The organism is Achromobacter sp. K91 (assembly GCF_003576205.1).
GTDB classification, from domain to species: Bacteria; Pseudomonadota; Gammaproteobacteria; order Burkholderiales; family Burkholderiaceae_B; genus Achromobacter; species Achromobacter aegrifaciens.
In genome coordinates, this window is the sequence record NZ_QWFB01000044.1 from 139,287 (window position 1) to 151,923 (window position 12,637).

Below are 12,637 nucleotides of genomic sequence, written 5' to 3' on the forward strand. Positions count from 1 at the left end.
CAGCGCAAGCCGGGCCGCCAGGAAAGGGGTGACTAGTCACATCGGCAAGGGGCTTCTGGTCGGCTGGCGAATGGTCCGCAAGGCCCGCCATGCCTAGGCTAGCCACATGTCTTCGTGAGTAAAGCGAGAGTAACCATGGCAGCAAGTCAACCTTCCGCCGGCGCGCCGATGCGGGTCCTGATTTCAAGCACATTCGCCTTCACCATCTGTTTCGCGGTGTGGATGATCTTTGCGGTGCTGGGCATTCCCATCAAGCAGCAACTGGGCCTGTCCGAAACCGAGTTCGGCCTGCTGGCCGCCATGCCGGTGCTGACCGGTTCGCTGGTGCGGGTGCCGCTGGGCATCTGGACGGACCGCTACGGCGGCCGGCCGGTGTTCTTCATCCTGATGCTGCTTGCGGTGGTGCCGATCTGGCTGCTGTCCTACGCCACCGAGTACTGGCAGTTCCTGGTGCTGGCGCTGTTCGTCGGCCTGACTGGCGGCTCGTTCTCGGTCGGCACGCCCTACGTGGCGCGCTGGTTCCCGCGCAACAAGCAGGGCCTCGCGATGGGCGTGTTCGGCGCCGGCAACTCGGGCTCGGCCATCACCAAGTTCGTGGCCCCCGCCCTGATCGCGGCGGCGGGCGGCGCCTGGGTCATCGTGCCCCAGGTCTATGCCGTGGCGCTCCTGGTGACGGCCATCCTGTTCTGGCTGTTCTCTTCTTCCGACCCCGCGCACCGCGTCAAGAGCGGCGCCAGCCTGTCGGCCCAGATGGCCATGCTGAAGGACCCGCGCGTCTGGCGCTATTGCCAGTACTACTCGGTGGTGTTCGGCGGCTACGTGGCGCTGGCGCTGTGGATGACCAAGTACTACATCGGCGAATACGGCTTCGACATGAAGCTGGCGGCGCTGCTGGCAGCCTGCTTCTCCCTGCCCGGGGGCGTGCTGCGCGCCGTCGGCGGCTGGATCTCGGACCGCTACGGCGCCTACAAGACCACCTGGTGGGTGATGTGGGTGTGCTGGGTGGCGTTCTTCCTGCTGAGCTATCCGCAGACGGAATTCACCATCGTGACGGCCAACGGCCCGCGCAGCTTCGGCATCGCGCTGGGGCCGGTCACCTTCACCGTGCTGCTGTTCGTGGTCGGCATCGCCATGGCCATCGGCAAGGCCTCGGTCTTCAAGTTCATCTCGGACGAGTTCGGCGAAAACATCGGCGCCGTCTCCGGCATCGTCGGCCTGGCCGGCGGGCTGGGCGGCTTTGTGCTGCCGATCATGTTCGGGATCCTGCTCGACCTGACGGGCGTCCGCTCCAGCGCCTTCATGCTGCTGTACGGCACCGTCTGCGTCTCCCTCATCTTCATGCACTTCAGTTTCCGGCCGGAAAGCGCGGCCATTGCCCGGCAACACGCCGCCTCTCCCTCCACCACCTCCTGAGAGTATCCCTATGTCTTCCACTCAAGTCCTTGCGCGCTGGGAGCCGGATAATCCCGGTTTCTGGAAGCAGACCGGCGCCCGCGTCGCCAACCGCAATCTCTGGATCTCCATTCCGGCGCTGATGCTGGCGTTCAGCATCTGGATGCTGTGGAGCGTGGTGGTGGTCAATCTGGACCGCGCCGGCTTCATGCTGTCCAAGAACCAGATGTTCTGGCTGACGGCGCTGCCCGCGCTGTCGGGCGCGACCCTGCGCATCTTCTATTCCTTCCTGGTGCCCGTCTTCGGCGGGCGCAAGTGGACGGCCATTTCCACGGCTTCGCTGCTGATTCCGGCGCTGGGCATGGGCTTCGCCCTGCGCGACCCGACGACTTCGTTCCCGACGCTGCTGATCCTGGCGCTGCTGTGCGGCCTGGGCGGCGGCAACTTCAGTTCCAGCATGGCCAACATCAGCTTCTTCTTTCCGAAGGAGAAGAAGGGCCTGGCCACCGGGCTGAATGCCGGTATCGGCAACCTGGGCGTGTCCCTGGTGCAGTTCGTGGTGCCGGTGGTGATCTCCATCGGCGTATTCGGCGTGGCGGGCGGCGAGCCCCAGGTCATCAACGCCAATGGCGCGCAGCAGAACCTGTGGCTGCAGAACGCCGGCTTCATCTGGGTGATCCCCATTGCGCTGGCCTCGATCGCCGCGTGGTTCGGCATGAACGACATCGCGGATGCCCGCGCCTCGTTCGCGGACCAGGCCGTCATCTTCAAGCGCAAGCACAACTGGCTGATGTGCTGGCTGTACGTGGGCACCTTCGGTTCCTTCATCGGCTTTTCGGCCGGCTTCGCCATGCTGACCAAGACGCTGTTCCCGCAGGTCGACCCCATGGCCTATGCCTTCCTCGGCCCGCTGGTGGGTTCGCTGACGCGGCCGTTCGGCGGCTGGGTGTCGGACAAGCTGGGCGGCGCGCGGGTCACGCTGTTCACCTTCGCGGCGATGATCGTCGCGGTGCTGGGCGTGGTGATGTTCCTGCCGGTCGCCGGACAGCCCGGCAACTTCAACGGCTTCCTGGCCATGTTCATCGTGCTGTTCGCGCTGACCGGCGTGGGCAACGGTTCGACCTTCCGCATGATTCCCGTGATCTTCCTGCGTGAACGCACGCAGGCGGCCGAAGGCAAGGGCGCCGCGGCGCAGAAGCAGGCCCAGGCGGACGCCGCCAAGGAGTCGGCCGCGGTGCTGGGCTTCTCGGGCGCGATCGGCGCATACGGCGGCTTCTTCATCCCGCGCAGCTTCGGCACCTCGCTCGAGATGACCGGCAGCGTGCAGGCGGCCCTGTATTGCTTCATCGGCTTCTACGCCACCTGCATGGTCATCACCTGGTGGTACTACGCCCGCCGCAATGCGCCGGTGCCTTGCTAGAGCGAAACGGACGCGGCCGGAGTGACTAGTCATTCTGCCGCGCCCGGCCTGTGCCACCGGCGAATGGTCCGGCAGGCGGGCCGCGCCCACAATGGATTCAACAGCATTGATCGCAGTACGCGCCGGCCGGACCGGCGCTCTTGGAGAATAGAGAATGAGCCATTTTCTGGACCGCTTGAAGTTCATGTCGCGGGTGAAGTCCACCTTCGCGGACGGTCACGGCGAAACGGTCAACGAGGACCGCAAGTGGGAAAACGCCTACCGCGCGCGCTGGCAGCATGACAAGGTGGTGCGTTCGACGCACGGCGTGAACTGCACGGGCTCCTGCTCCTGGAAGGTCTACGTCAAGAACGGCCTGATCACCTGGGAAACCCAGCAGACCGACTACCCGCGCACGCGGCCGGACCTGCCCAACCATGAGCCCCGCGGCTGTCCGCGAGGCGCTTCGTACAGCTGGTACGTGTATTCGGCGCAGCGCGTGAAGTACCCGATGATCCGCGGTCGCCTCATGGAAATGTGGCGCGAGGCCCGCAAGACCATGGACCCGATCGCGGCCTGGGAGTGGATCAGCCAGGATCCCAAGCGCGCCAAGCGCTACAAGGCCGTGCGCGGACTGGGCGGCTTTGTGCGCGCCGACTGGGATACGGCGATGGAAATCGTGGCCGCCGCCAACGCGCTGACGATCAAGAAGTTCGGCCCTGACCGCGTGATCGGCTTTTCGCCGATCCCGGCCATGTCCATGGTCAGCTACGCCGCTGGCGCGCGTTACCTCAGCCTGCTGGGCGGCGCCTGCCTGAGCTTTTACGACTGGTACTGCGACCTGCCGCCCGCCAGCCCGCAGATCTGGGGCGAACAGACCGACGTGCCGGAATCGGCCGATTGGTACAACTCGACCTACCTGATGGTGTGGGGTTCCAACGTGCCCCAGACCCGCACGCCGGACGCGCACTTCTACACCGAAGTCCGCTACAAGGGCACCAAGACGGTGGCCGTGTCCAGCGACTTCGGTGAAATGGTCAAATTCGGCGATATCTGGCTGGCGCCCAAGCAGGGCACCGACGCCGCGCTGGCGATGGCCATGGGCCATGTGATCCTGAAGGAATTCCACCTCTCCGGCGCGTCGGACTACTTCCGCGACTACGTGCGCCGCTACACCGACATGCCCATGCTGGTGCAGCTGAAGGAGCGCGACGGCTTCTACGCGCCGGACCACTTCCTGCGCGCCTCGCACCTGGACGGCGCGCTGGGCGAACAGAACAACCCCGATTGGAAGACGCTGGTGCTGGACGCCAAGAGCGGCGACCTGGTCGCGCCCAACGGCAGCATCGGCTTTCGCTGGGGCGAGGGCGCGGTCAACGGCGGCGAAAAGGTCGGCCGCTGGAACCTGGAGTCCAAGGACGGCGGCAGCGGCCGCGAGATCGAACCCACGCTGAGCCTGCTGGACCAATCCGACGCCGTGGTCGGCGTGGGCTTCCCGTATTTCGGCAGCGAGCATGGCGAGCTGCAGGTGCGCAATGTGCCGGCGCGCCGCATCCGCCTGGCCGACGGCAGCGAAGCCCTGGTGGCCACGGTGTACGACCTGCAGATGGCCAACTACGGCCTGGACCGCGGCCTGGGCGGCGGCAACGTCGCCAGTTCCTATGACGATGACGTGCCTTACACGCCCGCCTGGCAGGAAAAGCATACCGGCGTGCCGCGCGCGCAGGTCATCCAGGTGGCGCGCGAATTCGCGCAGAATGCCCACGACACCGAAGGCAAGTCCATGGTGATCGTCGGCGCCGGCCTGAACCACTGGTACCACATGGACATGATCTACCGCGGCATCATCAACATGCTGATGATGTGCGGCTGCGTGGGCAAGAGTGGCGGCGGCTGGGCGCACTACGTGGGCCAGGAAAAGCTGCGTCCGCAGTTCGGCTGGGCCCCGCTGGCCTTCGCCGCGGACTGGGTCCGTCCGCCGCGCCAGATGAACGGCACCTCGTTCTTCTATGCGCATACCAGCCAGTGGCGCCATGAAAAGCTGAACGTCCAGGAGATCCTGGGTCCGACGGCAGACCGGGGCCGCTACGGCGACCTCAGCATGATCGACCTGAACGCCCGCGCCGAGCGCATGGGCTGGCTGCCGTCGGCGCCGCAATTGCGCACCAATCCGCTGGACGTGGTGGCGCAGGCCGAAAGCCAGGGCAAGGATCCGGTGGCATTCGTCGCAGAGCAGCTCAAGTCGGGCGAATTGCGCATGTCGTGCGAGAACCCGGACGATCCGGCCAACTTCCCGCGCAACATGTTCGTGTGGCGCTCCAACATCCTGGGCTCCAGCGGCAAGGGCCATGAGTATTTCCTGAAGTACCTGCTGGGCACGCAGAACGCGGTGTTCGGCGACGAAACCGAGGCGATCAAGCCCACCGAGGTGACCTACCAGGAAGACGCGGCCGAAGGCAAGCTGGACCTGCTGACGGTGCTGGACTTCCGCATGAGCACCACCTGCCTGTACGGCGACATCGTGCTGCCCACGGCCACCTGGTACGAAAAGGACGACCTCAATACCTCGGACATGCACCCGTTCATCCATCCGCTGAGCGAAGCCGTGCAGCCCTTGTGGGAAAGCAAGACCGACTGGGAGATCTACAAGCTGCTGGCCAAGAAGTTCAGCGAAATCGGCGGCCCCTACCTGGGCAAGCGCCGCGACGTAGTGCTGACTCCTCTGATGCACGACACCCCGGGAGAACTGGGCCAGGCCTTCGAACCCAAGGACTGGAAGCTGGGCGAATGCGACCTGGTTCCCGGCAAGACCGCGCCCAACATGACCGTGGTCGAGCGCGACTACAACGACATCTACCGCAAGTTCACGTCGGTGGGGCCGTTGCTGGACAAGCTGGGCAACGGCGGCAAGGGCATCAACTGGAACACCGAGCACGAGGTGCATGAGCTGGCCGGCATCAACGAGGCCGTGACCGAGCCGGGCGTGAGCCAGGGCCGGCCCAAGCTCGACACCGCCATCGATGCGGCCGAGATGATCCTGACCTTCGCGCCCGAGACCAACGGCCACGTGTCGGTCAAGGCCTGGGAAGCCCTGGGCAAGATCACCGGGCGTGACCACGCACACCTGGCCATCGGCCGCGAGCACGACAAGATCCGCTTCCGCGACATCCAGGCGCAACCGCGCAAGATCATCTCCGCACCCACCTGGTCGGGCCTGGAAAGCGAAGAGGTCAGCTACAACGCCGGCTATACCAACGTGCACGAGCTGATCCCATGGCGCACGCTGACCGGCCGGCAGCAGTTCTACCAGGACCATCGCTGGATGCTGGACTTTGGCGAAGGCTCCTGCGTGTACAAGCCGGCCATCGACACCAAGACGGTTGCGCCCATGCTGGGCCGCTACCCGAATGGCGAGAAGGAACTGGTCCTGAACTGGCTGACGCCTCACCAGAAGTGGGGCATCCACAGCACGTACTCGGACAACCTGCGCATGCTGACGCTGAGCCGCGGCGGTCCTCACGTGTGGATTTCGGAAGCCGAGGCCAAGCAGGCCGGGCTGGTCGACAACGACTGGGTCGAAGTCTTCAACGTGAACGGCACCCTGACGGCGCGGGTGGTGGTGAGCCAGCGCGTGCCGGTGGGCATGTGCCTGATGTACCACGCACAGGAAAAGATCGTGAACGTGCCGGGCGCCGAAACCAGCGGCAAGCGCGGCGGCATCCATAATTCGGTCACGCGCACGGTGCTCAAGCCCACGCACATGATCGGCGGCTACGCCCAGCAGGCCTACGGCTTCAACTACTACGGCACGGTGGGCGCCAACCGCGACGAATTCGTGGTGCTGCGCAAGATGAAGAAGGTGGACTGGCTGGAAGGTCCGCTGGTTGAAACGCAACAAGAAGAGAAGCAATCATGAGGATACGCGCCCAAATCGGCATGGTGCTGAACCTGGACAAGTGCATCGGCTGCCACACTTGCTCGGTCACCTGCAAGAACGTCTGGACCAGCCGCGACGGCGTCGAGTACGCCTGGTTCAACAACGTGGAAACCAAGCCCGGCATCGGCTATCCCAAGGAATGGGAGAACCAGGAAAAGTGGAAGGGCGGCTGGAAGCGCACCGCCGCCGGCAAGCTGGAACCGCGCCAGGGCGGCAAGCTGCGCATCCTGGCCAATCTCTTCGCCAACCCGAACCTGCCGCAGATCGACGACTACTACGAGCCGTTCACCTTCGACTACGAGCACCTGCAGAAGGCGCCGCTGTCGCAGACGCCGCCCACCGCGCGTCCGGTGTCGGTGCTGACCGGCAAGAAGATGGACAAGATCCATTGGGGTCCGAACTGGGAAGACGATCTGGGCGGCGAATTCAGCGCACGCAGCCGCGACGCCTTGTTCGAGGGCGTGCAGAAGGAGATGTACTCGACCTTCGAGAACACCTTCATGATGTACCTGCCGCGCCTGTGCGAGCACTGCCTGAACCCGGCCTGTGTCGCCAGCTGCCCGTCCGGTTCCATCTACAAGCGTGAAGACGACGGCATCGTGCTGGTCGACCAGGACAAGTGCCGCGGCTGGCGCATGTGCATCTCCGGCTGCCCGTACAAGAAAATCTATTACAACTGGAGCAGCGGCAAGGCCGAGAAGTGCACCTTCTGCTATCCGCGCATCGAGGCCGGCCAGCCCACGGTGTGCTCGGAAACCTGCGTGGGCCGCATCCGCTACCTGGGCGTGATGCTGTACGACGCCGACCAGATCGAGCACGCCGCGTCCACCGCCAGCGAGCAGGACCTGTACCAGTCGCAGCTGGACCTGTTCCTGGACCCCCATTCGCCCGAGGTGATTGCCGCCGCGCGCGAACAGGGCATCCCGGAATCGTGGCTCGAAGCCGCCCGCAAGTCGCCGGTCTACAAGATGGCGGTGGAGTGGCGCGTCGCCTTCCCGCTGCATCCGGAATACCGCACCTTGCCCATGGTCTGGTACATCCCGCCGCTGTCGCCGATCCAGACGGCCGCCGAGTCCGGCCAGATGCCGAGCCGCACGGTGGGCAAGAGCGCCATGATCCCCGATGTGTACAGCCTGCGCATCCCGGTGCGCTACCTGGCCAACCTGCTGACCGCGGGCAAGGAAGCGCCGGTGGTGCAGGCGCTGGAACGCATGCTGGCCATGCGCGCCTACAAGCGCTCCGAGACCGTGCACGGCGAACGCGACACGGCCTTGCTGGACCAGGTCGGGTTGACGGAGGCCATCGTGCAGGACATGTACAAGATCATGGCCATCGCCGACTACGAAGACCGCTTCGTGGTGCCCAGCAGCCACAAGGAAGTGGTCGAGGACAGCTTCAACGAGAAGGGCAGCTGCGGCTTCACCTTTGGCAACGGCTGCTCGGGCGGGGTGTCGGAAGGCACCTTGTTCGGACGCAAGCCCCAGGGCAGCGAGATCTTCATCGAGATGCCGAAATCCCGCAAGAAGGCCGCCTCGGTCTAGGAAAGGAGAAAAACATGAGTCTGTACCGTCTGCTTTCCGCCTTGCTGTGCTACCCGGAACCCGAGCTGCTGGACGCGCTGGGCGAAGTCGAGACCGCCTTGGCCGACTATCCCGACGCGGAGGAAACCCTGCAGCCGCTGGTCGGCTACCTGGCCACCAACGACCTGATCGCGCTGCAGGAGAACTACGTCGCCACGTTCGACCGCAACCGCTCGCATTCGCTGCATCTGTTCGAGCATGTGCACGGCGAAAGCCGCGACCGCGGCCAGGCCATGGTGGACCTGCTGGATACCTACCGCGAGCACGGTTTCGAGCCGGTGGTGTCCGAATTGCCGGACCATGTGCCGCTGTTCCTGGAGTTCCTGGGCGTCATCGACCCGGCCCAGGCGCAGGATCTGCTGGACGACGCCATCCACGTGCTGGCCGCCATCGGTGCGCGCCTGGCCAAGGGCGAAAGCCCCTACGCCTGCATTTTCGCGGTGTTGCGCGCGCAATCCCGCGTGATTCCGCGCGAGCAGACCGAGGCGCCCGTGCGCGACATGGACGAGGCGATGGAAACGTTCGGCATAGGCGCGGACGGCGTGGAACCGCTACTGCGGCCGTTCTCGGGCGATGGCGCGCAGACCGTGCGCTTCTATCCCCGCGCGCCCGCGGCTCATTAAATCTTCAGGACGACGCATCATGAACTCCCTGAATCAGTTCTTCTTCGGCATCTATCCCTACATCGCGCTGACGATCTTCCTCTTGGGCAGCCTCGTGCGCTTCGAGCGCGAGCAATACACCTGGAAGACGGACAGTTCGCAGTTGCTGCATCGTGGGCAATTGCGGTTGGGCAACATCCTGTTCCACATCGGTATCCTGGGTCTGTTCTTCGGCCACTTGGCTGGCTTGCTGACGCCGGTGGTGGTGTGGGACACGCTGGGCGTATCGCACACGCTCAAGCAGACCGTGGCCATGGTGGCCGGCGGCGTCATGGGCGGCCTGTGCCTGATCGGCCTTCTGATCCTGATCCATCGCCGCCTGAGCGACCCGCGCATCCGCGCCACCACGCGGCCCGGCGACAAGCTGTTGCTGCTGTGGATCCTGGTCACGCTGTTGCTGGGCCTGTCCACCATCGCGCTGTCTGCAGGCCACATGGACGGCGAAATGATGGTGCGCCTGATGACCTGGGCGCAGCACATCGTCACCTTCCAGGGCGACGCGGCCAGCCATGTTGCCGACGTGCCGCTGCTGTTCAAGGCGCACCTCTTCATGGGCCTCACGCTGTTCGTGATCTTTCCGTTCACGCGCCTGGTCCACGTCTGGAGCGGCTTCGCGTCGGTGGGCTACCTGGGCCGCGCCTGGCAGCTGGTCCGCCCGCGCTGATTCCCTGTCCCAGGAGCCGAACATGCCTGTCATCGTCAATGGCGTCGAACTGAACGACGCGGACCTGGAACGCGAACTGCCGCTGCATGCAGAGGCCGGCAACCCCATGCGCGAGGCGATCACTGCCCTGGTGTTGCGCCGCGTGCTGCTGGACGAGGCTGGCCGCCTGGGCCTGGACGCCGCGGACGAGGAGGGCGCCATCGGCGCCTTGCTGGCCCGCGAGGCGCCCGCGCCCGTAGCCGACGAGGCCGCCTGCCGCCGCTTCTATCAGATGCACCCGCAGCGCTTCATGGTGGGCGAGCTGATCGAGGCGGATCACATCCTGTTCCAGGTCACGCCGGGCGTGAATCTGGACATGCTGCGGGCCCACGCCAACGTGGTGTTGGCCGAGCTGCTGGAAGATCCCTCGCGCTTTGCCGAGGTAGCGCGCGAGCAATCGAACTGTCCGTCCGCCGCGCTGGGCGGCAGCCTGGGGCAACTGGGCCGGGGCGATACGGTGCCGGAGTTCGAGCGGGCGGTATTCGCGCTGCCCGCCGGCGGCCTGCTGCCGCAGCTGCTGGAAACCCGCCACGGCCTGCATATCGTGCGGGTGACGCGCCGTATCGAGGGCCGCATGCAACCCTACGAGCATGTGGACAAGCAGATCGCTGCCGCGCTGTCGTCCATGAGCCGCGATACTGCCTGGCGCCAGTATGCCAAGCTGCTGGTGGAGCGCGCCGATATCCAGGGCATAGATTTGCAGGGCGAGGAGCCCGAGCGCGTCTACGGCGGGAGCGCCGCATGATGGACGAGCCGGCTGCGGGACCTCTAACGGATGGCTACGGACGCCGCATCGACTATCTGCGCGTCTCTGTCACGGACCGCTGCGACCTGCGTTGCAGCTACTGCCTGCCCAAGGATTTCAAAGGTTTTGAAACTCCAGCAAACTGGCTGCGCCACGAGGAAATGGCGCGGCTGGTGGGGCTGTTCGTCGGGCTGGGCGTGCAGAAGGTCCGGCTGACCGGCGGCGAGCCCCTGCTGCGCCGGGGCGTGGCCGGACTGGCCGGCGTCATCGCCGCCATGCCGGGATTGCAGGACTTGTCCGTGTCCACCAACGGCACCCAATTGGTCCGCCATGCCCAGGAACTGCGCGCCGCCGGCGTGGACCGGCTGAACATCAGCCTGGACACGCTGGATGCTGCCGCCTTCAGCCAGATCACGGGCCGGGATTGCCTGGAATCGGTGCTGGCGGGGCTCGCTGCAGCCAAGGACGCGGGCTTTGCGCCGATCAAGCTCAACAGCGTGGTGCACGCAGCCACGCCGGAGGCCGAAGTGCGCAGGCTGCTGGACTACGCGATGGCACAGGGCTTCGTGCTGCGCCTGATCGAGCCCATGCCCATGGGCAGCTGCGGCCAGGGCTACGCCCACACCGACCTGAACGCCATGGGCGCGCGGCTGGCCGCCGAAACCGGCCTGGTTCCCGCGCTGAACGGGGCGGGCGCGGGACCGGCGCGCTACTGGACCACGGGCCATGGCACGCCGGTGCTGGGTGTGATCACCCCCATGTCGCGCCACTTCTGCGCAAGCTGCAACCGCGTCCGGCTGGGCGTGGACGGCACCCTGTACCTCTGCCTGGGCCAGGAAGACCAGGTGCCGCTGGGTCGCCTGCTGCGCGCGGGCGCCAGCGACGCCGAACTGGTAGCGGCGATCCGGGCCGGTATCGCCGCCAAGCCGGAGCGCCATGATTTCGTGGCCCGTCCGGAACGCATCGTGCGCTTCATGGCGCAGACAGGAGGCTGACATGCGCGATATCGAACGGCTGGTCGACGGCTTCCAGCGCTTTCAGCAGCAGTACTACGAGGACGCGCCATCGCTTTACCGCAATCTGCGCGAAGGCCAGCACCCCAGCACCTTGCTGGTCGGCTGCTGCGATTCGCGGGTGGATCCGGCCATGCTGCTGGGCTGCGACCCTGGCGACATCTTCACGGTGCGCAACGTCGCCAATCTGGTGCCCCCGGCCAGCACCGACCGCGGCCTGCAAGGCGTGCTGGCCGCGATACAGTTCGCGGTGGAGCAGTTGCAGGTCAGCCGCATCATCGTGCTGGGCCACGCCCACTGCGGCGGCATACGGGCGCTGATGGACCGACGCACCCGGGGCGACGGCGAGACCGACTACCTGGAACGCTGGATGGACATCGCCGAACCGGCCCGCAGGCAGGTGCTGCAACAGATGCCGCAGGCAACCGCGGCCGAGCGCCGGCGCGCCTGCGAACAGGCCTCCATCCTGATTTCGCTGCGCAACCTGGAGGACCTGCCCTTTGTGCGGCGTGCGGTGGAGGCGGGCAGCCTGACGCTGCACGGCTGGTATTTCGACCTGGTGGCAGGCGCTTTGCTGGCATACTCGGCGCGGGCGGACGCATTCCTGCCCATCGTATGCCCATTGTTCACGGAGCTTGCATGACCCCAGTTTTCGGCATCGCCGGCCGTTCCGGCAGCGGCAAGACCACCCTGATCGAGGCGATGCTGCCGCTGCTGGCCGCGCGCGGCCTGCGGGTCAGCGTCATCAAGCACAGCCACCACGATTTCCAGATGGAGCCGCCTGGCAAGGACAGCGCGCGCTTCCGCCAGGCGGGGGCCCTGGAGGTGATGGTAGCCTCTCCGTTCCGCTACGCCATCGTCCACGAGCTGCGCGACGCGCCCGAACCCACGCTGGACGAGCAACTGGCGCGCCTGTCGCCGGCCGACCTGGTGCTGGTCGAAGGCTTCAAGCAGGCCGCGATCCCGCGCATCGAGGTGTACCGGCCCGCCGTGGGCAAGCCGCCGCTGCATGCGGAAGACAGCAGTTTCGTGGCGGTGGCCACCGACGCGCCGCTGGATACCGGTTTGCCCTGCCTGCCGCTCAACGAGCCGGCGCAAGTCGCGGATTTCATTTGCCGTACCCTGGGGCTGGCTTGAGGGCCTGGCTCGGGAGCAGGAGGCGCAGCGGCTACACTGGAAGCCGCAGCATTCCTACAGCAAGATCGC

10 protein-coding genes are annotated in these 12,637 nt (G+C 66.0%); all 10 read left to right on the forward strand.

From position 1 onward, the window contains the following. Window positions 1-135: 135 nt before the first annotated feature. The 10 genes from DXK93_RS22435 to mobB all read left to right on the forward strand — a co-directional run bounded on the left by DXK93_RS22435 (window position 136) and on the right by mobB (window position 12,568). Window positions 136-1,413 (forward strand): nitrate/nitrite transporter, encoded by a 1,278-nt coding sequence (locus DXK93_RS22435; protein ID WP_054454748.1) that lies wholly within the window; start codon window positions 136-138, stop codon window positions 1,411-1,413. A gap of 10 nt (window positions 1,414-1,423) precedes the next feature. After that, window positions 1,424-2,812 carry a NarK family nitrate/nitrite MFS transporter gene (locus tag DXK93_RS22440; protein WP_054454746.1) on the forward strand — a complete coding sequence of 463 codons (1,389 nt, stop codon included), beginning with the start codon at window positions 1,424-1,426 and terminating at the stop codon, window positions 2,810-2,812. Between the two features lie 154 nt (window positions 2,813-2,966). Next, on the forward strand, window positions 2,967-6,707 hold the full coding sequence (locus DXK93_RS22445) for a nitrate reductase subunit alpha (RefSeq protein ID WP_119451154.1): 3,741 nt from the start codon (window positions 2,967-2,969) through the stop codon (window positions 6,705-6,707). Then, a complete protein-coding gene (gene narH, locus DXK93_RS22450; RefSeq protein ID WP_119451155.1) occupies window positions 6,704-8,269 on the forward strand; it encodes a nitrate reductase subunit beta in 1,566 nt (521 codons plus the stop codon). Before DXK93_RS22445 ends, narH begins: the two co-directional genes overlap by 4 nt. Before the next feature lie 14 nt (window positions 8,270-8,283). Continuing rightward, window positions 8,284-8,931, forward strand: a complete 648-nt coding sequence (gene narJ / locus DXK93_RS22455; protein ID WP_054454743.1) for a nitrate reductase molybdenum cofactor assembly chaperone — start codon at window positions 8,284-8,286, stop codon at window positions 8,929-8,931. Between the two features lie 19 nt (window positions 8,932-8,950). Further along, on the forward strand, window positions 8,951-9,634 hold the full coding sequence (gene narI, locus DXK93_RS22460) for a respiratory nitrate reductase subunit gamma (protein ID WP_054454742.1): 684 nt from the start codon (window positions 8,951-8,953) through the stop codon (window positions 9,632-9,634). 22 nt (window positions 9,635-9,656) lie between these two features. Next, the gene (locus tag DXK93_RS22465) at window positions 9,657-10,418 is read left to right on the forward strand and encodes a peptidylprolyl isomerase (protein WP_054454740.1); all 762 of its coding nucleotides are present in this window, start codon (window positions 9,657-9,659) and stop codon (window positions 10,416-10,418) included. After that, window positions 10,415-11,413 carry a GTP 3',8-cyclase MoaA gene (gene moaA, locus DXK93_RS22470; protein ID WP_119451156.1) on the forward strand — a complete coding sequence of 333 codons (999 nt, stop codon included), beginning with the start codon at window positions 10,415-10,417 and terminating at the stop codon, window positions 11,411-11,413. Before DXK93_RS22465 ends, moaA begins: the two co-directional genes overlap by 4 nt. Before the next feature lies 1 nt (window position 11,414). Continuing rightward, window positions 11,415-12,074 (forward strand): carbonic anhydrase, encoded by a 660-nt coding sequence (locus DXK93_RS22475; protein WP_054454736.1) that lies wholly within the window; start codon window positions 11,415-11,417, stop codon window positions 12,072-12,074. Beyond that, window positions 12,071-12,568 carry a molybdopterin-guanine dinucleotide biosynthesis protein B gene (gene mobB / locus DXK93_RS22480; RefSeq protein ID WP_082401034.1) on the forward strand — a complete coding sequence of 166 codons (498 nt, stop codon included), beginning with the start codon at window positions 12,071-12,073 and terminating at the stop codon, window positions 12,566-12,568. The genes DXK93_RS22475 and mobB overlap by 4 nt, the downstream gene beginning before the upstream one ends. Window positions 12,569-12,637: the final 69 nt, after the last annotated feature.

What these genes read in the sequence shown, in the direction of transcription:
- DXK93_RS22435 (WP_054454748.1), top strand. Translation starts at nt 136, where the DNA reads ATGGCAGCAAGTCAACCTTCCGCCGGCGCGCCGATGCGGGTCCTGATT.
- DXK93_RS22440 (WP_054454746.1), top strand. Translation starts at nt 1,424, where the DNA reads ATGTCTTCCACTCAAGTCCTTGCGCGCTGGGAGCCGGATAATCCCGGT.
- DXK93_RS22445 (WP_119451154.1), top strand. Translation starts at nt 2,967, where the DNA reads ATGAGCCATTTTCTGGACCGCTTGAAGTTCATGTCGCGGGTGAAGTCC.
- narH (WP_119451155.1), top strand. Translation starts at nt 6,704, where the DNA reads ATGAGGATACGCGCCCAAATCGGCATGGTGCTGAACCTGGACAAGTGC.
- narJ (WP_054454743.1), top strand. Translation starts at nt 8,284, where the DNA reads ATGAGTCTGTACCGTCTGCTTTCCGCCTTGCTGTGCTACCCGGAACCC.
- narI (WP_054454742.1), top strand. Translation starts at nt 8,951, where the DNA reads ATGAACTCCCTGAATCAGTTCTTCTTCGGCATCTATCCCTACATCGCG.
- DXK93_RS22465 (WP_054454740.1), top strand. Translation starts at nt 9,657, where the DNA reads ATGCCTGTCATCGTCAATGGCGTCGAACTGAACGACGCGGACCTGGAA.
- moaA (WP_119451156.1), top strand. Translation starts at nt 10,415, where the DNA reads ATGATGGACGAGCCGGCTGCGGGACCTCTAACGGATGGCTACGGACGC.
- DXK93_RS22475 (WP_054454736.1), top strand. Translation starts at nt 11,415, where the DNA reads ATGCGCGATATCGAACGGCTGGTCGACGGCTTCCAGCGCTTTCAGCAG.
- mobB (WP_082401034.1), top strand. Translation starts at nt 12,071, where the DNA reads ATGACCCCAGTTTTCGGCATCGCCGGCCGTTCCGGCAGCGGCAAGACC.